We start from the raw sequence: 24119 nt of genomic DNA on the forward strand, positions 1-24119 counted from the left end.
ACTTGATTCCAGCTTTCGCGGGAATGACATAGAAGTACAAGAATCCAGAAATAAACAACAAAAAATACTATGACTAACAGCACTAAAACTTTAACCTTAAATCTTGGTCCGCAGCATCCGGCAACTCATGGAGTTTTAAGGTTAATCCTTGAGATGGATGGGGAAGTAGTAAATAATGCCGATCCTCATATTGGGTTACTTCATCGCGGTACGGAAAAACTTATTGAGCATAAAACATATTTGCAGGCTATACCTTATTTTGATCGCCTTGATTATGTTTCGCCAATGTGTCAAGAACATGCCTTTGCTTTAGCTGTTGAATCATTATTAGCATGTAACGTTCCACAAAGAGCCCAGTTTATCAGGGTATTATTTTCAGAATTAACAAGAATCCTAAACCACGCCTTAAATATAGGCAGCCAAGCCTTAGACGTTGGAGCTACTACTCCTTTATTATGGTTATTTGAAGAACGAGAAAAAATCATGGAGTTTTATGAGCGCGTTTCCGGCTCTCGTATGCATTCAAACTACTTCAGACCTGGTGGAGTTGCTGAAGATTTACCTGACGGTTTACTTGAGGATATAGATAAATTTATAGAACAGTTTCCTCCTAAACTTCAAGATATCGAAAGCCTACTAAATGAAAATAGGTTATGGAAACAACGCTTAGTAGATATCGGCGTTGTATCTCAAAAAGAAGCGATGGACTGGGGGTTTTCAGGTCCTATGCTTAGAGGTTCGGGTATAGCTTGGGATTTGCGTAAATCAAACCCTTACGACGTATATGATGAAATGGATTTTGAAGTACCGATAGGTAAAAACGGTGATTGTTACGACAGATATTTTGTACGCATGCTTGAAATGTACGAATCTGTTAAAATAATCAAACAATGTATAGAGAAAATGCCAGAAGGCGAAGTGAAAACCGACGATCCAAAAATTACACCGCCAACGAGAGCTAAAATGAAAGAATCGATGGAAGCAATGATTCATCATTTTAAGCTTTATACGGAAGGGTATGACGTTCCTCTAGGTGAGACCTACAAAGCCGTAGAAGCCCCTAAGGGTGAGTTCGGGGTGTATTTATATTCGCAAGGAGGTAACAGACCTTATAGATGCCGAATTAAAGCCCCGGGCTTTGCTCATTTACAGGGCCTCGATTTTATGTCCAAAGGTCATTTAATGGCAGATGTTATTACTATTATTGCAACGCTTGATATAGTATTCGGTGAAATTGACAGGTGATTTGTCATTGCGAGTAGGTATGACTGGAAAACACACTCACTGTCATTCCGTGGCTTGACCACGGGATCAATAAAAAAGTAAAGAGGGAACTGGATCCCGCTACAAGCTCGCGGGATGACAGTGGAAAAATCAATCCACACAGAAACAACATAAAAAAACATATGAATACAAATTTTACATTTGATAAGAAAAATTTAAATCTAGCAGAAAAGATTAAAAAGAAATATCCGTCACATGGAAAAAGAAGTGCAATACTACCTCTTCTTGATCTTGCACAGCGTCAAAACGGCGGTTTGCTATCTGTTCCTGCTATTGAATATGTCGCAAATATGTTGGAAATGCCTTATATACGAGCTTATGAGGTTGCAACATTTTATACTATGTTTAACTTAAGGCGAGTTGGTAAGTATCATATCCAAGTATGTACTACCACTCCTTGCTGGCTCCGTGGTAGTAATGATATAATGGAAACTTGCAAGAAAAAACTTGGTATAGAAGAAAAAGAAGTAACGAAAGATCAAAAATTTAGCTTAATTGAAATAGAGTGTTTAGGAGCGTGCGTTAACGCTCCGGTCGTACAAATTAACGACGATTATTATGAAGACCTGACGCACGAAAAAATGGAGGAAATAATAGACAAGCTGCAAAAATGACTAGAATCTTATTATTACTACTTAAATTTTATCAATATTTCATTTCTCCGTTACTTGGCAATAATTGCCGCTTTCATCCCACTTGTTCAGAATATGCTAAAGAAGCTATAACAACACACGGCGCACTTAAAGGCTTGTGGCTTACCTTTAAAAGAATCATCAAATGCCAACCGTTTTATAATGGGGCGCTGTTGCGCGGATACACGAACCGTCATTGCGAAGAGCGAAGCGACGTGGCAATCCAGAAAAATAATAAAAATGTTATAGATTAGCATTTTTTACTGGATTGCTTCGTCAAAACTTATAGTTTTTCCTCACAATGACGATGAAACCGGCCAACGAATGTATAGTACCAGACAATTTTTATTCTATGTCATTCCCGCAAAGGCGGGAATCCATTACTTTAAAGCCTTTTTAAAGCTTAATTTGAAAAGTAAGAATCTTTGAAATTAAGATTTTTTAAAAGCTCGATTTATCTCGCTTTACCCTAGATTCCCGCTTCCGCGAGAATGACATCGAGGGCTTTTTAAAAAATGTCCAGTACTATACAACTAATGACATCGATATGCTTTGCTAGAGTCATAAATATAAACACTGCAGTGAAATGAATTTAATCCCATTATCCCGTGAATTTTTTGCAAGAGATACTAACTTAGTAAGCACTGAGTTAATCGGTAAAGTCCTATATTTCCAAGGCAAAACAGCTATCATTACCGAAACGGAAAGCTATATAGAGCAGGACGATCCTGCTTGCCATGCAGCACGAAGTCGAACTAAAAGAACAGATGTAATGTTTGGTCCAGCAGGATTTAGCTATGTCTATTTAATTTATGGAATGTATTATTGTTTAAACTTCGCAACCGAAACTGAAGGCTTCCCTGCTGCGACCTTAATAAGAGGCGCGCATATTATTTCACCTGAAAATCTATACCTGGTCGCACCTCCATTTTACAGATGTGGATATTAAAAGGCTATACGTTCAATAAGAGTTCCGATGACTTTATCATGAATATCCAATGACTTGGAAAAACAAATTGTTTTACGTGTCAGTCTTTTGCATCTTGTTCTAAGATTTAAGTTACCCCGTTCTATCCGTTGAGTATATTTTTTACTAACAATGTGTTTTTTGGGATCTAATAACCTAGCATAACTTCCCCATCCATCTGTAAAGTAAAAAGTAACCTTAAAATCCTCCGGTTTTTTTCAGTAATGATTCTGATGTGCTATCACATCTCGTACCAAAAGTATAAGCAACTACTTTTAACAAAATCTTATCCAAAGAATACCAAAGCCATCTTTGTTTGGATTTATTCTGTACATAAGGCCATTGTTCATCTATTTCAGGAGCAATAATTACTTCTATCGTATTGATAGAATGATTTATCTTTTTTAACGCTAGATTTTTTTAAAACACGGATAACCGTATTGATACCCACTTTTAATACTCTTACTGTATCCCTAACTCCAGAGCCATTGATTGACATATCTACTATCTGAGCCTTGACTCCAGGCTTAGAGGCATTATTAATATATTACAGTTGAAAATATCGATTACACTGCTTGCATTGATATCTCTGTTGTTTTGAAATTGAATATCCCGCCTTTACTACTTTTTCTGTGTCGTTATAATATCTACACTTAACATCTATTCTTGATCTACACTTAACATATATTCTTGTCATAACTCCTTAACTATAATTCTCTCTTATTACTGTTTGAGGATTATAGACTATTCATGCTAAGCTGCAATACGGGGGCGCGGCCCTATACCTAAATGGTCCGAGTAAATTATGTAAATATTTAGGAATTAATATTTCTCATAACAAATGCGACTTTATAAATAACAATGAATTTTTTATCGGCGATATCGGCTTAACGCTACGCCACTCTACTACTACCCATATCGGTATTACTAAAGGTACGGATAAACTATGGCGTTATGTCGTTACAGATAGCACTAATTTAATCTCTCAATATAATGTATAGCCTTAATAAGATCATATTGATTAACGGCGAAAGGACCTCGAAAAGGCTTATCGAGTATGAATAGTAAAAAGAGCATTGATGATGAAGTGATACAAACTAAACCAACCGAAATCTTATGTAAATAAAGCTTGGTGCCAAGCATACAGACAAAAATTAAATTAATAGCAGTCATTATACATACAACTACCCAATATTGAATATTTAAAGAAAAATAAGACATTTTAATCCTGTTATACCTTACGGTATAAAGCTCTTTTATTTCCTCAATGATTTCCTGCTTGGTAAATAGCTGCATTTGCTCGCTTGCTTTATAAGCTTGTAGTTGCTTATTAATATCTTGGAGGGAACTAAGAGCTTCATGACCGATTTTCTTGCCGCCTTTCATTAATTGCCATTCACGATGCATTACATCTTTGGTATAATTTTTAATATCTAGATAAATTGCAGGTCTCATTTCATGGGGAAGCCAACCCACACTATCTGCAAGCCTCATCAGCACTATAGATTCTGCTGCCACCCCTTCCTGTGCTTTATTAAAATTACCGAGTAAATAAATTAATACAAAACCGGTAGATACTGCATACATACTACCGACTACACCCGATAAAAATCCACCAAGACTTCCAAGCTCTTCTTTTTGAAAATTATTAGGAATAACGTATTTTGTTAAATATAAACATCCCGCACAAAAACTCATCAAAACAATATTTATTGTGATGAATAAAACAACATTAGGAACGGTATAGATAAAGTCAATTATATGATTAAACATAGGTATTATAATTTTTATGTTATGTCATTCCCGCAGAGCATGTGGATCGAGAAACACATTTGGTGTCATACCGTGACTTGACCACGGTATCCAAAAAAAACAATAAAAAATACTAGTGATTTTAGTATTTTTAACTGAATCTCGCTACAAGCTCGCTGGATGACAGAGATGGAATCAATCCACGCAACAATGACCCACAGCAATGACATGTACAACTTATCTACACTTCCGTCTCTTCTAAGACCACCGTAGAATCAGCAAGTTTAGTAATTTTTTCGATTTTTAAACGAGCTTCTTTTAGTTTTTTCTCACAATGATTCTTGAGTAAAACACCTCTTTCAAAGCTATTAACTGCCGTCTCTAGGTTCTCTTGCCCATTATCTATCTTTTTTACAATTTCCTCAAGCTCTCTTAAAGCTTCTTCAAAGCTAATATTTTCTTCAAAAATTTTTGTACTAGTCATTTATTTTTATTTTTTAATGGTTATCTGAAGTAGTTTTATCTTCAGTTGTTTGTGGTATAAGTAATTTTTTTAGCTCGCTACTATCAAAAGTTTTTTTAGGAGCAAAAATACTCCCTTGCATTTTTATATTCAGATGTCCCAAAACATCTTTATCGGAACTCGTATTTGATGTATTTAACTTGACAAGTCTTGCCGGCACATAAAATGATAAAATACTAGACGCATCCATATCAAAATTATATATATTAATTGCAAAAGAAGCCACACCGCTACTATATTGTGTTGTAAATTTTACTTTCTTTAACAGGGCAATGCCTTTTTGTAATTCAATATCACCACTTACACCTCTAATATCCTCTTGTCCTGTGGTTACAGCACTATTTATGTCTTTATCTAAATTTTGTACCTTATAATCAGATGTATTAATTTTTTCTATAAAAGAATCAATTGCAAAATTATTAATATCTATATTGTTTATAGCAAATTGTGATTTTGTAGTAAGATTATATAGCTGGCTTTGAAGGCTATTACCGTTAGTTCCTAAACTACCACTTATACTTACTTCCCCACTACTTGCAGTAAATATTTTAGGCATAAGAGCCGAAACTTTGTTTAAATCTATTGTATTTAAAGCATATACGAGATTTATAGAATAAGGTTCCAATAAAATATTGCCGCTACCTTGAAACTTACCGCCTAATAATTCTGCTTCAATATTATTAAACTGCAACAAATTATTATTATTTGCTATATAAAATTTAACATTTTTTAATATCAAATCATTTTGTGATAATGTTGACAATTTACCGGAAACTTGTAAGGTAGCTTTATCTAAACTATAATCATTTACTAATTTATTTCTTAAATTAAGCATCCCTGCCGGTGATAATAAATTAGTAGTAAGATTACCGTTCTTAATTTCTACAGTTAAAAACGGTAATACACTCGACGCATCCAAGTTCCAACTAGTTGATAAATAGCAACCCGCAGTTTTAAAATCTAAATTACTAATTTTGATATTAGCCGGTACAATTTTAGCAAGCAAATTCATTTTGTCAAATATATGATCGTTATACTTAACGCTATCTATCAAAATATCTAAATCAGCTAAATATTCTATTGTTCTAATAGGAATAAATTTACTTGGGTAATCTAGAGTTTTCATATCTTTAGTTAAGTTTTTTGTAAACTCAATAAGCGGTGAAATTATCGGATAAGCTTGACTGCTTAAGTCAAGCGAAGATATATTAAGCGTAGCATCTAGACGAGGCGTTTGAGCAATAAATTTACTAGAAAAATTTCCTGATAAATTTAAATTATCCGTTTTAAGAAATAAGTTTTTAAAAAATAAATCTATTGAAGTGAGTTTTAAATCTGATGATAACGTAAAAGGGGTAGCTTCTTTAATAGTAACATCGTTAAATCCTAAAATATTCAGTAACGAATTTATATCATTGTGCTTTAAATATACCTGTCCATCAAACATACTTCTGACGGAATTTTGCGTTACGCTACCTGTAAGCCTAAACTCTCCGCCTGACTTAATATTACCTGAAAATTCATTTATCTTCAAAGTACCCTTTGATAAATTAGAAGAAAAGGCTATTTTTTCTAATGTCTCATTATTACTTAAAATTATTTCGTTAATTGTCATGTCTGCTTTAAGTAATTTATCGGCAAAAATAAATCTAATATTTGAAGGAGAAGTGCTAAATGTTACCCCTGCATTTGGAGAAATTAACGAACTTAGATCTATTTTAGGGAAATCTAGTTTCACATTAGTAGTAATATTATCATTTTTAGCAATGTTAACAAATCCGTTACCGGCAATAAAAGACGAGGCTATTACTATGTCTTTTAACTCTATTTCATCTTCGGTATTTAAGATATTAAATTTAATATTTATAGACTCACTTTGATTTAATTTATTCAAAGAGTGGCTTAAGTCTGGCAATATACTATATATTACCGATACTAAATTTTTAATCTGATATTCACCGCTACCACTAGTAAGCTTAAAATCTTTGTAAATTTGCGATAATTTAAAACTATAATCATTATTATCAATATTAAGACTAAAATCTACTGTATCATCACGTTTATTAATTGAGCCTGAAATTTTACCTATATAGTTACTAGTAGTTTTAAATATGTAATTAGATGATAAAGCATTTTCTTTTTTTAAAATACAATTATTAAAATTTAAAATAGAATAGTCTTGTTTATTAATAATACTTAGATTAGTAACATTTAGATTTATATTTTGTAATTTATATTTAAAGAAATTCTTTATTAACTCTTCATGATTATAAATATTTAATACATTGGAATTTGAATAAAATTTAGCATCTAATATGTCTATTTTATTAATTTTAGGATTAAATTTTATAAGCGACCACAACGAGAAATGAATTTTAATCTGCTCTAAATCTAACTTTCCTTCTTCTCTTATCGTCTCAATAATTAAATAAGGTAAAGGAAATTTATTCATCTTTATTTTTCCGACATTCTCTTTCTGGATACCCAAATGACTAGTAAAATTATTAGTCATAGAATTATAATTAACAAAAGATACCGCACCAAAAATTGTAAATAATAATAATGAGGAACAAATTATAATGCCGGCAGCTATTTTTTTTATCATGTTTAGAAATCTGTTAAAGAATTTTTCTTTTATAGTCAAATGATCCTCATTCGCTTACATCGTTACTCGTCGCCTCCTATTAGTTATAGGCTTTGCTCCTCGCACCTTGTAATTAAATCCAACTGCTTTGACTATAGAGGTTATCTGTAAACTTATTTTAATTAGCTTTAAAATAAGTTTACAGATAACCTTTTAGATATATTATTATATATAACTATCAAAATTTAAAGGCAAATTGATGAATTCTTTAGAAAATTTAATTTTAGTCGGTGTAATAAAATCATGTCACGGGATTAAAGGTCATATAATTTTAAAATCTTTTACCGAACCTGCTACAAAAATACTTGAAAGAAATTTAGTGAATGAGTCTGGAGAAGATGTACATATTAAGCTAATTAGCAAAAATCCCAAGGGAGAATTAATTTGTACCTTTAATGATATAGCTACTCGAAATGAAGCTGGGAATTTAAAAGGTTATAAACTATTTTGCTTAAGATCAAATTTAGAGGAACTAGAAGAAGATGAATTTTATATAGCTGATTTAAATCATTTACCGGTATTAGACCAAAATCATAAAGAGATAGGTAAAATTAAAAATATTCTTAACTTTGGCGCAGGTGACATAATTGAAATAGAATTTTCAGACCAAACAACTGAATTATTACCTTTCAATAAAGAATTTTTTTCTGTTATAACTAAAGATTATGTGATTTTAAATTATCAAGGAGAAGTTTGAATAATTTATCATAATTTTTCAATTTCTCTAAGTACCACACGATTTTTATTCACCTCTGTCATCCCGTGGCTTGACCACGGTATCTAGAAAATAACTTATTATATACGTTGTTTTAGCGTTTTTAACTGAACTCCGTGGTCAAGCCACGGGGTGACATTTTCCTTAAGTTGACAATTAAGCCTTAAATACTATAATCAATTATATATAAATAGAAGGTTAAACTCTATGCCTAAAGTTTTAAAATATTCGCTTATTATATTCATAAGCATAATATTGCTATTAATTGTTATTCCTTTCTTTATTCCTTTAAATAATTATAAAGGGGTAATAATAGATAAAGTTAAAGAGGTTACAAATAGAGATTTAACTATTAACGGCGATATAAAATTATCTTTATTACCAAATCCTGCAGTATCACTATCAGAAATTAAATTATCATCGATAGACGGCACAAAAGAACCTCATCTAGTTTCCGTTGAAAATGCTAAAGCATCATTACGGCTTTTCTCTCTTTTTAGAGGAGCAATTGAAGTAGCTTCTATAGAACTGCAAAAACCAACTATAAATTTAGAAGTTCTGAATAACGGACAAAAAAATTGGCAATTTGTTACATCTAATAATACTAAATCTCAAACAAATAATACTGATTCTGTAGGACTTGACAATAAGACTGAATTAGAACTTCCTATTTTGATTAGTCATTTTAAAATTATAGACGGCAAAGTAATCTATATAGAAAAAAATAGTGAGAAAATATTTAACGATATTAACTTAGGTACTAAAATTAAAAGCCTTAAGGGGCCAATAGATTTTACTTTAGCTTTAAAGGCTTTGCAGCAACGGATTAATATAGACGGAAATATTGAAGAAATTGGGAAAGTAATTCCGTTAAGTGCCAATATTAATCTTGTCGGTGAAAAAATTAAAATCGAAGGAAAATTTGATAGCGAAAATAATTCTTTTATAGGTAACGCAAATATTAAAGGTAATACTAAAACTTTAGGTATGCCGGCTGACTTACAAAATGACTATGAGCTAACTACGGCAATTACTGCCGATAATAAAAATATAACTATTAGGGATGCTAGGCTTAATTATCCAAATATGGAATTATTAGCAAATGCAAATTATGATATAGAGCGTAATAGTTTAAAATCAAATATCATTGCAAACCCTGGTAACATTATAACCGAGATTAGCTCTAATTTAGATAAGACAAATATTATGCTACAAGCTGATAGTTTAAAGCCTATACTTGACGCTTTAAAGCTAAAGACTGAAAAATTACCTCCTATTATTAACCAAAAACTTATATTTACTTCTAACGCGATTTATAATTCTCAGGCAATAAAATTACAAAATATTAGTTTATCGGCTGCAAATAGTAATCTAACCGGAGATATTGAGCTTAAAAACTTAATACAGGGTATAACTATTTCCCATAATCTAAAAATTAATAATTTTGAGTCGTTTATGTCTCTTATGGGGGTAAGTAATTTAAGTAAGATTGGGGTATTGCAGTTAAACGGGGAAGTACAAAAGGTGAAAGATACTTTCCATATTAATAATAAAATATCCGCTTTTAATACTAATATATCTATTAAAGGTGATATTAATTTAGCAGCTCAGAGACCAAATTTTAATCTTAATTTATACAGCCCGTTAGTTAATTTAGAGAAAATTCTTGCAGACAATAGCCCTACTCCTGCTTCAAACAGAACTACTAGTCCTGCTACTCAAAATATACCTACAGCTAAAAATAATTCTCCTTGGTCAAATAATCCTATTAACTTAGGATTTTTAAATGAAATTGAAGGGCAATTATCCGCAAATATTGATAAATTAACTAACGACTCATTAATCATAAATAATTTAAAAGCAAAATTAAATATCACCGGCGGTAAACTAAATATTACTTCAGTTAATGCGAGCATTTACGGCGGTGAACTAAGTAGCACCGGTTATGTGAGTTCAGAAAAAGATCAAAACGTTGCAATTAAAATCGATTTAAAAAATGCCTACTTAAAAAATTTAACTCCGCAATCGGGTAAAATAAAAATAACTGGTGGTCGACTAAGCTTTAAAGCCGACTTTACTTCTCACGGTAATAGTGTTTATACATATGTTAATAATCTAAACGGACAATTTAACGTAAATAGTGATAACGGGAAAATAAGCGGATTTGATTTAAACCGAATCTCAGATGCAGTAAATAATACTAAAAATACCGAGGGAGTATTGCGACTTATTAACAGCTCCTTTAGCGGGGGATCAACATCTTTTAAAAATTTAATCGCAGGCGGAAATATAGCACAAGGCAAACTTAATTTAAACGAATGTAGTTTAGATGCTTCGTCTGCTAAAGCAAATGCAGGCGGCCAAATTAACTTACCGCAATATATGATGGATATTAGTGCAAGCGTTACTATTGCAGACTTACCGCCTATAGCTGTAAAATTATACGGATCTATAAATAATCCGCAGCATAAGCTAGATATTCAGGCTCTTCAAACATATTTAGTTAAAAATGTCTTTAATAGTGTTATTAAGGACCTAAAAAGCGGAGAGAAGAAACCTGAAAATATCATTAAAGACGCTTTGGGTCTGCGTAAGAAAAGGGATTCAAATGCAGAGGAACAAAGCAATACTCAACCGAAAAATCAACAAGCGGATCCCGTGAATAAGCTTTTACAGAAAGGATTGAGGAAGTTATTTTAACTTACATAATCTAATCCTAACAAAAAAACATTAATTCTGTCCTCAGTATCTAATACTAAATTAGGTATGTTTTTAGGAAAATCTTGGATTGCTTCCGTAACTTTTGTTGCTTCTTCGTCACAATCCATTTTTTTCAACAAAATAATAAGTTCTTCATGTAATGATTTTTTATTTGGATTTAACCCTATAGCTCTTTTGATAGAAGCGAGCGCTTCCTTAGAATTTATTTTATATAACTTATTAAAAAACTCGGTCGTGCCCCCGTATTGCAGCTTAGCATGAATAGTCTATAATCCTCAAACAGTAATAAGAGAGAATTATAGTTAAGGAGTTATGGCAAGAATAGATGTTAAGTGTAGATCAAGAATAGATGTTAAGTGTAGATATTATAACGACACAGAAAAAGTAGTAAAGGCGGGATATTCAATTTCAAAACAACAGAGATATCAATGCAAGCAGTGTAATCGATATTTTCAACTGTAATATATTAATAATGCCTCTAAGCCTGGAGTCAAGGCTCAGATAGTAGATATGTCAATCAATGGCTCTGGAGTTAGGGATACAGTAAGAGTATTAAAAGTGGGTATCAATACGGTTATCCGTGTTTTAAAAAAATCTAGCGTTAAAAAAGATAAATCATTCTATCAATACGATAGAAGTAATTATTGCTCCTGAAATAGATGAACAATGGCCTTATGTACAGAATAAATCCAAACAAAGATGGCTTTGATATTCTTTGGATAAGATTTTGTTAAAAGTAGTTGCTTATACTTTTGGTACAAGATGTGATAGCACATCAGAATCATTACTGAAAAAAACTGGAGGATTTTAAGGTTACTTTTTACTTTACAGATGGATAGGGAAGTTATGCTAGGTTATTAGATCCCAAAAAACACATTGTTAGTAAAAAATATACTCAACGGATAGAACGGGGTAACTTAAATCTTAGAACAAGATGCAAAAGACTGACACGTAAAACAATTTGTTTTTCCAAGTCATTGGATATTCATGATAAAGTCATCGGAACTCTTATTGAACGTATAGCCTTTTAATATCCACATCTGTAAAATGGAGGTGCGATCAAAAACTCTTCGTGGTAGTATGCTATACTTGGATCTAGTTCAATAGCTTTCTTTAATAATTTATCGCATTATCTTGTTGTTTTTCCATTAAAATAGAACTTAAATCATGAAAAACTTCAGCTTCCCTATTGTTATACTTTTCAGTTTTATTATAAGCTGCAATAAAATTTGAAAGTTCATCAGGATCAGTTTCAACGAATCTTCGTAGATTATCTTTTTCCTCTTGATATTGATATCTGCTATGTAAATTGATACATTTTTTAAATAGTTTTGCAATTTCATCTTTAGTCATAATCTAACCTCTATTAATGTAATGTAAAAAACTAAATTGATAAAGAAAAAGTCAACGCATTAATCAACACAAGACTAAACTTTAATATCTCTCTAATTATAAATTATAGAACTTATAGGAGAAAGTTAATGGTATTTATCCAAATTGCTTCCTCCATTCTATTTTTATCTTTTTATATTTCTCATTCTCTTCTACTTCTCGCCATTTTTTAAAAAATATATCGGCACTTTTCACTTTTTTTTGGATCACCCCCTCCTCTTTCTAATTTCTTATAATCATGTTCTTTGTCATATTTTTTTCCACCTTTATAATTAGCATAACATCTACTTCTAGTAAAACCCATTTGCAAATATTTACGAGCCATATCACATCTGTATGATGAATTAAGGAGATTGAAGAAGAACTAGATAGAGTAACACAAGAACGTGATCTATTAAAAAGGCTGCCGCGTACTTTGCAAAAGAATCCCAATAAGGTACGCATGGATAAAGGAAAACAGAGGTAATTTTTCCATTTCTGCTATGTGTAAATTTATGAAAGTATCACGTAATGGTTATTATGAATGGTTAAATAATCTTGGATGTAATAGGGTTAAAGAAGGTAATGAATTAACAAACAGAATTGAAATTATCTTTAAAGAAGGTAGAGGTAATTATGGAACTAGACCTATTAAAAAGGAACTATCACGGCAAGATATAACTGCTAGTAGGAGACGCATTGCAAGACTAATAAAAGAAGCTAATTTGCTATGTAAAACTAAACGTAAATTTAAAGCCATTACTGACTCTAATCATAATAAGCAAATTGCTCCTAATTTATTAAATAGAGAGTTTACAGTTTATGCTGCTAATTGTTATTGGGTTGGAGACATAACCTATGTGCCAACTGGTGAAGGCTGGCTATATTTAGCAACTGTTATTGATCTATTTTCTAGAAAAATTATAAAACAACATGGTATCAAACAGAGTATGGGTCGTAAAGGAAATTGCTTGGATAATGCTGTTGCTGAAAGTTTCTTTCATACTATAAAAACAGAATTAATGTATCAATATAAATTTAAAACTAAGGAGGAAGCAAAATATGCCATATTTGAATATATAGAGGTATTTTATAACCGTATCAGAATGTATTCTGCTAACGATTATTTATCACCAGTAAGATATGAAGAGATACAAAATTGCACTTAAACAACTGTCCGGAAAAGTGTTGACAGGTCAAATTAATACTCCCTGCTCACCTTTGCCTACTCTGTAAGATTCAGGAGATTTACGATAATCAATATCATTTTTCCATTTATAATTTTTATTATTAAAATTTAGATGGCTTTGCTTTTCCATAATTCCATAACTTAAATTATATGTTTCTTCACGTTGGGTTTCAATTTTATCTTCTATAAAAGCACCCCTATACTATCTCTCTCAGCTAATAGAAGATATAGTATTAGTTGGGTACAAAAGTAAAAATATAAAGAACAGATAAAATATTGAGTAAGCAAAAAGTCTTTTAGCTTGTTTGTTATCAGGGGTATCATAGAATAAAGAAGCGGCATAATATAAAAATACCAACCCAAGAATACTGGCAATTATTAAATATATAACATTACTCATTCCGATAAAAAAAGGCATTAGGGAAACAATAAATAAAAGAATGCTATAAATCAGAATTTGTTTTTTAGTATACAAAGCTCCTTTTACGGCAGGCATCATCGGTACTTTACAGTTTTTATAATCATCGTTACAGAATAAAGCAAGAGCCCATGAATGCGGCGGCGTCCAAATAAAAATAATCAAAAATAATGTAATTGGCTCCAGAGATACAGTATTACTTACCGCTGCATAACCTATCACAGGAGGCAATGCACCCGATACTCCGCCAATAACGATATTTTGTATAGAACGACGCTTTAACCAAATGGTATAAATACAGATATAATAAAAAATAGTGAATAGTAATAAAAATGCTGCAAGTAGATTAACACATAAAGCCATAAAAAATACTGAAAAAAATCCCGTTATCAAACCAAAAGATAAAGCTTCATCTGGCTCTATAGCTCCTCTGACAATAGGTCTTTTTTGGGTACGTTTCATTAAGCTATCGATATCTCTATCGTACCACATATTAATTGCCCCTGCACTACCTGCACCAAGTGCTATGCAAACAACTGCAATAACAGCAATAAAAGGATGCACGGAATAAGGAGCAAGCCACATACCTACAAAACCCGTAAAAATTACAAGCGACATCACGCGCGGTTTCAGAAGTAAGATATAGTCTTTAACAGTACTCTGAGAGTAATTTATTTTATCTAAATTTATTGGCTTTACCAAAGAACTCATATGATTTTTTTTATTTAAGTATAAAATGTTTTGGGTTAAAAATCAATGATTGACTTTGATGCAAGAAATGTATATATTTTCTTGTAATTCAATAATAAATAATTAAGTTAAGGATATTATCAGTGACAAAAATTGTTCGTTCTAAATATAAAGCTAGTAGGAGACTTGGGGTAAACCTATGGGGTGATAGCAAGGATGCTTTCAATACACGTAATTATCGTCCAGGGCAGCATGGGCGGAATACCATGATCAAAACTTCAGATTATGGTTTACATTTAAAAGCTAAGCAAAGATTAAAATGCCATTACGGTCGTGTCACTGAAAAACAATTTAGAAATATTTTTACACTTGCTCGAAAAATGAAAGGTAATATCGGTGAAAATTTCATTGGATTGCTTGAAAGTAGGCTTGATGCAGTCGTTTATAGACTGAATATAGCGCCGACTATTTTCGCTGCAAGACAGCTAGTTTCACACGGTCATATTAAATTAAACGGTAAGAAAGCCGATATAGCAAGTATGCGCCTCAAAGAAGGTGATGTTGTAGAGATTAAGGAATCTATAAAACAACTTCCGCTTATTCAAGAATCTGTTTCAAAACAAGGTCAAACAACTCCCAATTATTTATCATTTGATGTACCTTCATTAACCGGTAAATATTTAAGAGTTCCTGCTCTTTCTGACGTTCCTTATCCTTTTGATGCAGAAGTTCATTTAGTAATCGAGTTATATTCTCGTTAACAATTACAAAAAGGTAGGTTTTATTTATCTACCTTTTCACTTTCTTCCCTACACCTACATTTTTCCTTTATACTGTAATATAACTTATAACCTAATTCGAAAGTGTTTATTAAAGATAGATTAGTTAATAATTTAACGTCTGAGCTAAGAAAAAACTGTGAATTTAAACGAAGCAGGGGTGGATTGCTACGCTCCTTTCGGCCGCTCGAAAGGTATTATTGCGTGGATACTGAAGGTCGTCATTGCGAGGAGCCGCAGGCGACGCGGCAATCCAGAAAAAATAATAAAAAATTCTGATTTACAGAATTTTTTACTGGATTGCTTCGTCAGTTGCTATGCAATTTCCTCGCAATGACGACCTTCAGTATCTACGCAACAACGCCTGCTCGCAATGATGATATTTATTTTTAATAAACAAAGCTCTATATATAATAATTGTTATTTTCTACTTGCGTATTATTTTTAAGAACGTATAGTGCGTTTTTTAATAAAAATTAATATTTATGATACTGTCCTTTTTTTATTCCGTAAGAATCCAGTAATAAAATCTTTTTCTAACTTAGGCTATGATATAGATGATATAATATCTACAATTTCATCTAATAAGGTAAATTTTAATAAAAATAATGCTGCTTCTACCTTTTCCAAGAAGTTAGCATATGGCACGCATTTAATAATTAGCGTTATAACTGGTTTATTGTAAATGGGACAAAAGGAGGCGGTCTTTTTGTTTCAGCAACTCTTGCTGATGAAATCTTAATAACCGAAGAGTATTTTCAAAAACATTATCTTACTTTTGTTACATTTAAAGGAAGTTTAATCTACCCTATCACTACAAATTTCATCACAGCTTTTCCTAATTATTCAGTACCAATTTATTTAACTTCTACAGCTGCAATATTGAGCTTAGCATATTATGGGACTGATTTCTTAAATTATCAGGAAAATTTAAAAGAAATTCAGACAAACTTAACTCCTAATATTAAGGTAATTGATACTAATATACTTTCTAACAATTTTAAAAATGATTCAAAAAATAAAATTAAGGATGTAATACAAAAATTTTATCATATTTCTAATAATCCAATTATTAAAAATATGGCTATAACAAATGTTGTCAACAGCGGTCGAAAAATGATACATAATTTTAATATATACTGTTTGAAAATTGATACAGTATAATAAGAAATCATTTGATATTTAAGTCATAAGATTATCCTCCTGTTTATTAATCACCTCTATTGATACAAGACCAGCTTTCTTTTTATTTCTAAGTCTGAAACTATCCCCTTTAATATTGAGTATCGTGGAATGATGGAGCAGACGATCTAAGATAGCAGCTGTAGGAGCACTATCCTGAGCAAGATTATTGTGCCATTGTCCAAATGGAAGATTACTTGTAAGAATTATACTATCTTTCTCATAACGCTTTGCTATAACCTGAAATAATGGATTAGCTTGTTCCTGTTTTAATGGCAGATACCCAAATTCGTCTACTATGAGTAATTTGTATGGAAGGATGACTTTTTTAAGTATAGCGCCTAGATTTCCCTGATTTAGTCCTGCATTAAGTACGAGCATTAAATCCGCAGCTGTTATAAATTTAGTCTTGATTCCACATTGCGTAGCTGCATAACCAAGGGCAATAGCTATATGTGTTTTTCCTACTCCAGAAGGATCAAGCAAAATAATGTTTTCTTGTCTTTCTACAAAAGATAGGGAACTTAGATTTTCCAGAACCTTGCGTTTGACTCCTGTAGCAAAATCATAGTCAAAATCATCCAGCGTTTTTATAGCAGGAAAGTCTGCCATTCTTGTGAGTATTGATTTACTCCTATTTTGTCGCGCCAACAACTCTGTTTTTAATATTGACTCAAGGAAATCCGTATAACTTGAGTCTTCTTTACTAGAAGGACTGTGCGATATCAAAATAATTTTCAGCTACCTGAACAAGATTTAATGAGTGGCACATCTCTGCTATACGTTGGTGCTGCAGGTTCATAATGCCTCCAATATATCTAGTATACGCATAGGGAATGCTGCAAAGAAACTGTAGAAAATCGTTCTTCTTTACCTTCCATAATCTCTAATACCGCAGGATGACTACCGCTATAATCCAATGGTAGTGGTTGAGGAGTACTCCTCTCAGACTTTAATCTTTTTACAGGTATTTCACCTGTGGTGCCATGCACACGCATATTCGCTATATCTCGCAGCCATTTTAGCACCTCTGAATTTGCAGTATCCACATCCAACACTAGCTCTGCTGTTTTTAATTTTGTCACTAATGGGTTATAAAAGCTTTCTCTGAGATATCTATTAAATCGCTCAACCTTGCTCTTGGTTTTTGCTTGATAAGGTCTACACACTCTTAAGCGGAAACCATAATGTTTTGCAAAATCTAGCATTCCTTTATTAAAAAGATGTATGTCAAGACCATACGTATCTCTACCCAGTATTACTGTTTTCATATTGTCATAAAGCACTTCTTTTGGTACTCCGCCAAAATATTCAAATGCACGCTTATGGCATTCTATTAACGTTACAAGCTTCTCATTAGTAACAAATTCCACATAACTTGCTCGACTATATCCTAATGTAGCTACAAAAGCTGATAAAGTGTTCTTGCCTTTACGAAATTCAATCCAATCAACTTGCATCTGTTTACCGGATGCAGTCTCGAATCTTACCATATCCTCCTGCTTAGCTGCTGGCTTTATGCTTTTTAAATAATCTCTGAGTTGGGTCATCTTGCCCGTGTAACCCATCTCCTTTATCTCTTGAAACAATACAGTGCCGGGTAGCGATATAGGATAGGCTGATTTTATTCTTTCGCTCAAGTACTCCTTATACGGGGCTAGCTTTGTTATCAACTTCCTCCCATCCTTATATTTAGGGCTACCATCATATTTTAAATATTTACGTACTGTATTTACTGAAACACTTACTTCTCTTGATATACTTCTTAGGCTTGTGTCTTGTTTATTTAATATTTTTATTTCCATTATTTGCTCCAGTATTATCATTATTTTTTACCTCCTTACCCAGAAGATATTACTTTAATACTGTATCAATTTTTATCCATTGTGCTGTATCATTTTACTTCCGTTGCTAACAGATGTAAGGTCGCACCTCCATTTTACAGATGTGGATATTAAAAGGCTATACGTTCAATAAGAGTTCCGATGACTTTATCATGAATATCCAATGACTTGGAAAAACAAATTGTTTTACGTGTCAGTCTTTTGCATCTTGTTCTAAGATTTAAGTTACCCCGTTCTATCCGTTGAGTATATTTTTTACTAACAATGTGTTTTTTGGGATCTAATAACCTAGCATAACTTCCCCATCCATCTGTAAAGTAAAAAGTAACCTTAAAATCCTCCAGTTTTTTTCAGTAATGATTCTGATGTGCTATCACATCTTGTACCAAAAGTATAAGCAACTACTTTTAACAAAATCTTATCCAAAGAATATCAAAGCCATCTTTGTTTGGATTTATTCTGTACATAAGGCCATTGTTCATCTATTTCAGGAGCAATAATTACTTCTATCGTATTGATAGAATGATTTATCTTTTTTAACGCTAGATTTTTTTAAAACACGGATAACCGTATTGATACCCACTTTTAATACTCTTACTGTATCCCTAACTCCAGAGCCATTGATTGACATATCTACTATCTGAGCCTTGACTCCAGGCTTAGAGGCATTATTAATATATTACAGTTAAAAATATCGATTACACTGCTTGCATTGATATCTCTGTTGTTTTGAAATTGAATATCCCGCCTTTACTACTTTTTCTGTGTCGTTATAATATCTACACTTAACATCTATTCTTGATCTACACTTAACATCTATTCTTGCCATAACTCCTTAACTATAATTCTCTCTTATTACTGTTTGAGGATTATAGACTATTCATGCTAAGCTGCAATACGGGGGCACGACCAATAGTAGTTTTATTAACTACACCGGAAATGATGGCAATACATTAATTGCATTAACCTTACTCATACAGGGCCCTACTGTCGCTATAGGGCCCCTTGTTTCTCAAAGAGCAAAAATCAGTATTTTACGGTGTGGAAAAAATATAATATATAATGACCTGAAAAATCAAGACAAAATATATGAACAATGTACTTGGTAATTTTGTTCAAAATTAAGCTGCTATTTGTGTATGATGTTGTATGCTATCGAGATATACATTCATGGGTTTTTTATACCCAATACTTGAATGAAATCTCTGATAATTATATTTACTGATATAATCATTGATACCCTCTTTAAGTTCTCCTATATTTTGATAATCATTAATAAATATACAATTATATTTCAGTGTCCTAAAGAAACGCTCAATAACAATATTATCAATATTTCTGCCCTTACCATTCATTGATATCTGTATATCATGACTTTTAAGAATACTTATATGATCATTGCTAGTATATTGACTACCCTGATCACTATTCAAAATCTGCGGAGCTTGATACTTACTTAATGCCTCCTTCAATACATCAGTAACTAATAGTCCATCCATACTATTCGACAGTTTATAGCTTAATATGGCTTTGCTATGCCAATCTATAATGGCTGTTAGATACATAAAGCCGCCTTTAGTGCGAATATATGTAATATCTCCGCTCCAAACCTCATTGGCAGTAGGAACAACTACTTTCTTAGTCTTATCTGTTTTAATCCAGAATTTATCAAGTAGATAGCTGTATATTTTATGCTCACCATCTTTGATGGTAGTGAGTTTCTTTTTATGAGGATATATCGCTTCAATACCAACTAATCTCATATATTTTAGTACTCGATCTCGATCTATCTTATACCCATCTTCTAATAATTGATGATATATATAACGATATCCAAATTCTGGATTATCTGTATATATCTCATCTATTCTATTTAATATACTTATATTATAGCTACTAACCTCTTGTACTTTATAATATGCTGAAGAACGGTTAACCCCTAATAATTCACATTGTCTTGTCTTTGGTAATTGTCCTAGCTTGGACTCTACAAGACTCTTTCTATTTAATAAATCCAAGCTTCTTAGCTTTCCCACTGCCCAATCCCTCTCGATTGTAGTTTTCCCCAAATCCTTCGCTAGTTCATCATTCTGTTCCTTAAGTCTATTAATTTGCTCTTGATATTCACTAACTACCTTGGCTGGCTCAAATGCTATCGCTGCATTTGATAAAACTGCTTCTTTCAATGTGATATGCTATTGCTGCTAACCTCATATTTAGATGATAACTGTGATATTGTTACATCCTCTTTTAATAATTCTAACACTATCCTTGTCTTCTCTTTAGCACTGAAATTCCGTATCTGTTTTCTTGTCATTTTATATCCTATAAGTTATTGCCTGCATTCTAACTTATTACCAAGATACACCAACTATTTTTTGTCCAATTTTTTCAGTTCATTATAATAAGCACATTATTCCAATCATATAAAACTTCTTTAACACGTTGTACAAAATCAATATTCTAAGCAACTTAAAGCTAAAAAAAGAAATATCGAAGAAAATGTTGCTTTTAGATAGCGCAAGAAATACTATAACTACTATATTAGATATCTAAGATAAATTCATAAAATCACTTTACTATATTTATAAAGTAAAAAATGGAGAGATTACACTTGAGCAAGCTCTACTACTTAATTCTTGACTTGAGACCTTAAAATCACTCTTAACAAGTTCCTCATTAAAAATAATCTTTAGTGGAGCCGTTATATCACAAGCAAGAATTACAAAATTAATAGAGGCAATTTCCTCTGAGAATAAAAAGGAATAACATGGTCTATTAATGATACAAATGATGAACTTGTAATTTCTGATTATAACCTAATTATAGAAGAAAAAACTATTTTGAATTTTGAAAAATTAGTATTAAGACTAGGAGAACATTATCTTCTTTCAGCTTCTTCAGGAAAAGGCAAAACTACTTTTTTAAAGAGTTTAGTAAATTGTATTGCTGATCCATGCCATAGCGTTGGTGAAATTTCCATACCTACTCATTATCAAAATCTAAAAATAATATTTATTGACCAGAATAGCTATATACCGGTTCCAATCTACTTTATTTGAAGTAATAACCTTAGGCCTTGATCAATCATTAAAGGTAATAGACAATCACTGGAAAAAAAATTAATACACTATTTATAAAATTAGATCTAAGTACATTAATTATGCACTTAAGTGATAAAAATTATGATGTAATAAATGCACCAAGTAGTGGTCAAAAGAGAAAAAATTGGAACCATTAAAGCTATAATTTCAAACCCTAAAATATTAATTTTAGATGAAGTGTTTGCCAATCTTGATAAAACATCTATAGAAAATGCACAACAAGCTTTAAAAGAATTTTTACCGGAAACTTTAATGCTTGTAGTGTATCATGACGGTAAATCTCATGACTATAATAATTCTTATGATCATTTTATTAAAAGTATACAGAACCTAGGGTTCAATTATGAGAATTTTTTAAGATTTCTTTATAGACTTCAAGGTTTTTTCTAAGCATTAGATCAAGGGAGAAATCATTTATTACAGTATGTCTTGCTGCTTCTTGGATTTTCTTAGCAATATCAGTACCTAAAATCGAGAAACAATAATCGATTTTCTCTGCTAATGCTTCAGCATTATTTGGTTCTACGTGGAAACCGGTGATATTATTATTTATTGTTTCTACTGCTCCGCCGATATTGGTTGCAATAACAAGCTTCTCCATCGCTTGCCCCTCAATAATAGTTCTGCCAAAAGCTTCAGGCTCGATTGAGGCAGAAACAATAATATTGGAAATTCCGTAAAGATTTATTATATCTGAGTCATTACCGAAAATTTGAATTTTATTTTGAAATTTTAGATTAGCTATAAGCTCTTTTACTCTATTAGTAAAATTGGGATGTCTAGATATATCACCGACCATTAAACAATAAAAATCTTTATGTTTTAATTTACTTAATGCTTCTACTAAAACAAGATGCCCTTTCCAGCTTGTCATTCTAGAAGGCATTAATATTATTGGCACTTTGCTCGGTGCATCATATTTATCACGACATTTTTCAAGTTTTTCCGGCGTTAAATTTGCGGGATCGAAATAATCACAATTCACTCCACGCTCAATTACTACTATTTTATCTTCATCAATTTTATAGTTTTCGAGTAAATGCTGTTTTACAAAATTGGACACGGCAATAACTTTCTCGCCTTTTAGCATTATGCTATTATAATATTTTTTAAAACTATTCGGAATATTATAAACTCCATGAAATGTAGTCAAAAATTTAGCATTCGTCCATTTTGTTGCTAGATATGAACTCCATGCCGGGGCTCTTGATCTTGTATGAACTATATCAACATTATATTTTTTAATTATTTCTGCTATTAATCTTGCATTATTCAAAATTACAAAGGGATTTTTACTGCTACTGCTCATTTCAATATGCAATATATCTTCCTTATCTAATTCTTTAACTAGAGTACCACCTGCTGAGATTATGATAGGAGTATGACCAAGAATTTTAAGATATTTTGCAACTTCTATAGTACCTCTTTCAACCCCTCCCGAAACTAGAGCAGGAACTACTTGCAAAATAGTATATTTATTGTATCGTTTACTTGACTTTAATGAAGGCATTAAATCTCAATCTATTAAAATAATTATTTAAAATGCATAAGCTTTATAATAGAACACAAGACAAATTTATTGTCTATAATTATTATAGTATAATTAATACAAATATTCCATCTGTAATTTTTTTACACGGCTTGATGTCTAGTATGCAATCAACTAAGGCTATCTATTTAATAGATTATTGTAAAAAAAACAATTATAATTTTATTGTTTTTGATAATTTCGGCTGTGGAAACGCATCAGGACGATTTGAAGATCAAACAATCAGTGATTGGTTAGAGGGAGTATCACTAATTTTAAATGAGTTAATAGATACAGGGGCGATATTAGTCGGTTCGAGCATGGGAGGATGGCTTGCACTTCTTGCGGCTTTAAAATTTCCTAATAAAATAAAAGGGCTTGTATGTTTAGCTCCCGCTTCTGATTTTACGCAAGATATTTGGCAAAATATATCGCTAGGCGATCAAAATAAGATGCAAGAAGAGGGGGTGCTAGAAGTAGCAGGCAAGAATTGTGAGCATAAATATCCTATCTGCTATAAACTGATAGAAGATGCAAAAAAACATTTACTGCTCACAAAAAACAAAATTGATATAAATATACCGGTGCATCTAATTCATGGTATGTTAGACGAAGATGTACCTTATAATGTTTCAACAAAATTATTAGAAAAAATAACTAGTAAGCAAATAGTAATGAAACTAATTAAAGATGGTCACCATAATTTATCTAGAGAAGAAGATTTAAAGATAATATCTAATTCCTTAGAAGAAATAATAAATACAGTATAAATAAGC

Annotated in this window: 27 protein-coding genes and 8 pseudogenes; 17 read left to right on the forward strand and 18 right to left on the reverse strand. The window is 31.8% G+C overall.

Translation table 11 applies throughout. The annotated features are described in order from the left end of the window. Positions 1-69 precede the first annotated feature (69 nt). The 4 genes and pseudogenes from nuoD to AAGD46_RS05450 all read left to right on the forward strand — a co-directional run. Positions 70-1245, forward strand: a complete 1176-nt coding sequence (gene nuoD, locus AAGD46_RS05435; RefSeq protein ID WP_341786840.1) for an NADH dehydrogenase (quinone) subunit D — start codon at positions 70-72, stop codon at positions 1243-1245. 161 nt (positions 1246-1406) lie between these two features. After that, positions 1407-1898 (forward strand): NADH-quinone oxidoreductase subunit NuoE, encoded by a 492-nt coding sequence (gene nuoE / locus AAGD46_RS05440; protein ID WP_341786841.1) that lies wholly within the window; start codon positions 1407-1409, stop codon positions 1896-1898. Beyond that, a complete protein-coding gene (gene yidD, locus AAGD46_RS05445; RefSeq protein ID WP_341786842.1) occupies positions 1895-2170 on the forward strand; it encodes a membrane protein insertion efficiency factor YidD in 276 nt (91 codons plus the stop codon). Before nuoE ends, yidD begins: the two co-directional genes overlap by 4 nt. Before the next feature lie 332 nt (positions 2171-2502). After that, a pseudogene (locus AAGD46_RS05450) lies at positions 2503-2829 on the forward strand (DNA-3-methyladenine glycosylase); the annotation flags it as partial. A 32-nt stretch (positions 2830-2861) separates the two neighbouring features. Here the strand turns inward: AAGD46_RS05450 and AAGD46_RS09330 are convergent. The 3 genes and pseudogenes from AAGD46_RS09330 to AAGD46_RS09340 form a co-directional block, all read right to left on the reverse strand. Next, positions 2862-3026: pseudogene (locus AAGD46_RS09330) on the reverse strand (IS1 family transposase); the annotation flags it as partial. Between the two features lie 55 nt (positions 3027-3081). Continuing rightward, entirely contained in the window at positions 3082-3282 is a 201-nt protein-coding gene (locus AAGD46_RS09335; RefSeq protein WP_410525969.1) for an IS1 family transposase, read from the reverse strand. Next, a complete protein-coding gene (locus AAGD46_RS09340; RefSeq protein ID WP_341786690.1) occupies positions 3239-3382 on the reverse strand; it encodes an IS1-like element transposase in 144 nt (47 codons plus the stop codon). The genes AAGD46_RS09335 and AAGD46_RS09340 overlap by 44 nt, the downstream gene beginning before the upstream one ends. Positions 3383-3662: 280 nt before the next feature. Between AAGD46_RS09340 and AAGD46_RS05460 the strand changes: the two are divergent. Continuing rightward, positions 3663-3884: pseudogene (locus AAGD46_RS05460) on the forward strand (DNA-3-methyladenine glycosylase); the annotation flags it as partial. On the opposite strand, the gene AAGD46_RS05465 reads toward AAGD46_RS05460, so the two are convergent. The 3 genes from AAGD46_RS05465 to AAGD46_RS05475 all read right to left on the reverse strand — a co-directional run bounded on the left by AAGD46_RS05465 (position 3856) and on the right by AAGD46_RS05475 (position 7763). Beyond that, entirely contained in the window at positions 3856-4581 is a 726-nt protein-coding gene (locus tag AAGD46_RS05465; protein WP_341787909.1) for a hypothetical protein, read from the reverse strand. The pseudogene AAGD46_RS05460 and the gene AAGD46_RS05465 overlap by 29 nt on opposite strands. Positions 4582-4876: 295 nt before the next feature. Beyond that, entirely contained in the window at positions 4877-5119 is a 243-nt protein-coding gene (locus tag AAGD46_RS05470; RefSeq protein ID WP_341786843.1) for an exodeoxyribonuclease VII small subunit, read from the reverse strand. A gap of 13 nt (positions 5120-5132) precedes the next feature. Next, a complete protein-coding gene (locus tag AAGD46_RS05475; protein ID WP_341786844.1) occupies positions 5133-7763 on the reverse strand; it encodes an AsmA-like C-terminal region-containing protein in 2631 nt (876 codons plus the stop codon). Between the two features lie 238 nt (positions 7764-8001). Here AAGD46_RS05475 and rimM point away from each other — a divergent pair, with 238 nt between their 5' ends. Together rimM and AAGD46_RS05485 are read left to right on the forward strand one after the other, a co-directional pair. Then, the gene (gene rimM, locus AAGD46_RS05480; RefSeq protein ID WP_341786845.1) at positions 8002-8499 is read left to right on the forward strand and encodes a ribosome maturation factor RimM; all 498 of its coding nucleotides are present in this window, start codon (positions 8002-8004) and stop codon (positions 8497-8499) included. A gap of 225 nt (positions 8500-8724) precedes the next feature. Next, positions 8725-11217: an AsmA family protein gene (locus tag AAGD46_RS05485; RefSeq protein ID WP_341786846.1), complete on the forward strand. Its 2493-nt coding sequence runs from the start codon at positions 8725-8727 to the stop codon at positions 11215-11217. Here AAGD46_RS05485 and AAGD46_RS05490 read toward each other — a convergent pair. After that, positions 11214-11468, reverse strand: a pseudogene (locus AAGD46_RS05490) (hypothetical protein); the annotation flags it as partial. The gene AAGD46_RS05485 and the pseudogene AAGD46_RS05490 sit on opposite strands and share 4 nt — an antisense overlap. Positions 11469-11748: 280 nt before the next feature. Here AAGD46_RS05490 and AAGD46_RS09345 point away from each other — a divergent pair. The 3 genes from AAGD46_RS09345 (at position 11749) to AAGD46_RS09355 (ending at position 12269) form a co-directional block, all read left to right on the forward strand. Continuing rightward, positions 11749-11892, forward strand: coding sequence for an IS1-like element transposase (locus tag AAGD46_RS09345; RefSeq protein ID WP_341786690.1), 144 nt, complete (start codon positions 11749-11751; stop codon positions 11890-11892). Position 11893: 1 nt separating this feature from the next. After that, on the forward strand, positions 11894-11947 hold the full coding sequence (locus AAGD46_RS09350) for a hypothetical protein (protein WP_410525954.1): 54 nt from the start codon (positions 11894-11896) through the stop codon (positions 11945-11947). Positions 11948-12113: 166 nt separating this feature from the next. Further along, on the forward strand, positions 12114-12269 hold the full coding sequence (locus tag AAGD46_RS09355) for an IS1 family transposase (RefSeq protein WP_410525951.1): 156 nt from the start codon (positions 12114-12116) through the stop codon (positions 12267-12269). A gap of 82 nt (positions 12270-12351) precedes the next feature. Here the strand turns inward: AAGD46_RS09355 and AAGD46_RS05500 are convergent, their stop codons facing one another. Both AAGD46_RS05500 and AAGD46_RS05505 read right to left on the reverse strand, forming a co-directional pair. After that, positions 12352-12591 carry a hypothetical protein gene (locus tag AAGD46_RS05500; protein ID WP_341787968.1) on the reverse strand — a complete coding sequence of 80 codons (240 nt, stop codon included), beginning with the start codon at positions 12589-12591 and terminating at the stop codon, positions 12352-12354. Between the two features lie 208 nt (positions 12592-12799). Then, entirely contained in the window at positions 12800-12955 is a 156-nt protein-coding gene (locus tag AAGD46_RS05505; RefSeq protein WP_341786847.1) for a DUF4385 family protein, read from the reverse strand. A gap of 148 nt (positions 12956-13103) precedes the next feature. Between AAGD46_RS05505 and AAGD46_RS09360 the strand changes: the two are divergent. Next, positions 13104-13520: pseudogene (locus AAGD46_RS09360) on the forward strand (IS3 family transposase); the annotation flags it as partial. Between the two features lie 30 nt (positions 13521-13550). Next, positions 13551-13778, forward strand: a pseudogene (locus AAGD46_RS09365) (IS3 family transposase); the annotation flags it as partial. Between the two features lie 30 nt (positions 13779-13808). Here the strand turns inward: AAGD46_RS09365 and AAGD46_RS05515 are convergent. Further along, positions 13809-13928 (reverse strand): annotated as a pseudogene (locus AAGD46_RS05515) (DUF4385 family protein); the annotation flags it as partial. A gap of 81 nt (positions 13929-14009) precedes the next feature. Next, positions 14010-14927: a heme o synthase gene (gene cyoE, locus AAGD46_RS05520; RefSeq protein ID WP_341786848.1), complete on the reverse strand. Its 918-nt coding sequence runs from the start codon at positions 14925-14927 to the stop codon at positions 14010-14012. Positions 14928-15049: 122 nt separating this feature from the next. Between cyoE and rpsD the strand changes: the two genes are divergently transcribed. Continuing rightward, positions 15050-15667 carry a 30S ribosomal protein S4 gene (gene rpsD, locus AAGD46_RS05525; RefSeq protein ID WP_341786849.1) on the forward strand — a complete coding sequence of 206 codons (618 nt, stop codon included), beginning with the start codon at positions 15050-15052 and terminating at the stop codon, positions 15665-15667. 900 nt (positions 15668-16567) lie between these two features. Then, positions 16568-16849, forward strand: coding sequence for a hypothetical protein (locus AAGD46_RS05530; RefSeq protein ID WP_341786850.1), 282 nt, complete (start codon positions 16568-16570; stop codon positions 16847-16849). Positions 16850-16867: 18 nt separating this feature from the next. Here the strand turns inward: AAGD46_RS05530 and istB are convergent. The 6 genes and pseudogenes from istB to AAGD46_RS05550 form a co-directional block, all read right to left on the reverse strand. Further along, positions 16868-17669, reverse strand: a pseudogene (gene istB / locus AAGD46_RS05535) (IS21-like element helper ATPase IstB). A 16-nt stretch (positions 17670-17685) separates the two neighbouring features. Next, a complete protein-coding gene (gene istA, locus AAGD46_RS05540) occupies positions 17686-18672 on the reverse strand; it encodes an IS21 family transposase (protein ID WP_341787866.1) in 987 nt (328 codons plus the stop codon). A gap of 149 nt (positions 18673-18821) precedes the next feature. Further along, complete coding sequence (locus tag AAGD46_RS09370) at positions 18822-19055, reverse strand: IS1 family transposase (protein ID WP_410525955.1); 234 nt, start codon at positions 19053-19055, stop codon at positions 18822-18824. 88 nt (positions 19056-19143) lie between these two features. Beyond that, positions 19144-19242, reverse strand: coding sequence for an IS1 family transposase (locus tag AAGD46_RS09375; protein ID WP_410525950.1), 99 nt, complete (start codon positions 19240-19242; stop codon positions 19144-19146). After that, positions 19199-19342, reverse strand: a complete 144-nt coding sequence (locus AAGD46_RS09380; RefSeq protein WP_341786690.1) for an IS1-like element transposase — start codon at positions 19340-19342, stop codon at positions 19199-19201. Before AAGD46_RS09380 ends, AAGD46_RS09375 begins: the two co-directional genes overlap by 44 nt. Positions 19343-19832: 490 nt before the next feature. Beyond that, complete coding sequence (locus AAGD46_RS05550; protein WP_410525926.1) at positions 19833-20897, reverse strand: IS3 family transposase; 1065 nt, start codon at positions 20895-20897, stop codon at positions 19833-19835. 657 nt (positions 20898-21554) lie between these two features. Here AAGD46_RS05550 and AAGD46_RS05555 point away from each other — a divergent pair. Next, positions 21555-21773, forward strand: coding sequence for a hypothetical protein (locus tag AAGD46_RS05555; protein ID WP_341786851.1), 219 nt, complete (start codon positions 21555-21557; stop codon positions 21771-21773). Positions 21774-21908: 135 nt separating this feature from the next. Continuing rightward, complete coding sequence (locus tag AAGD46_RS05560; RefSeq protein ID WP_341786853.1) at positions 21909-22205, forward strand: ABC transporter ATP-binding protein; 297 nt, start codon at positions 21909-21911, stop codon at positions 22203-22205. Here the strand turns inward: AAGD46_RS05560 and AAGD46_RS05565 are convergent. Then, the gene (locus AAGD46_RS05565; RefSeq protein WP_341786854.1) at positions 22153-23325 is read right to left on the reverse strand and encodes a glycosyltransferase family 4 protein; all 1173 of its coding nucleotides are present in this window, start codon (positions 23323-23325) and stop codon (positions 22153-22155) included. The genes AAGD46_RS05560 and AAGD46_RS05565 overlap by 53 nt on opposite strands. A 32-nt stretch (positions 23326-23357) precedes the next feature. On the opposite strand from AAGD46_RS05565, the gene AAGD46_RS05570 reads away from it, so the two are divergent. Further along, the gene (locus tag AAGD46_RS05570; RefSeq protein ID WP_341786855.1) at positions 23358-24113 is read left to right on the forward strand and encodes an alpha/beta hydrolase; all 756 of its coding nucleotides are present in this window, start codon (positions 23358-23360) and stop codon (positions 24111-24113) included. The last annotated feature ends 6 nt before the right edge of the window (positions 24114-24119 follow it).

Origin of the sequence: Rickettsia endosymbiont of Cantharis rufa (assembly GCF_964026445.1) — a bacterium.
Taxonomy (GTDB): Bacteria; Pseudomonadota; Alphaproteobacteria; order Rickettsiales; family Rickettsiaceae; genus Rickettsia.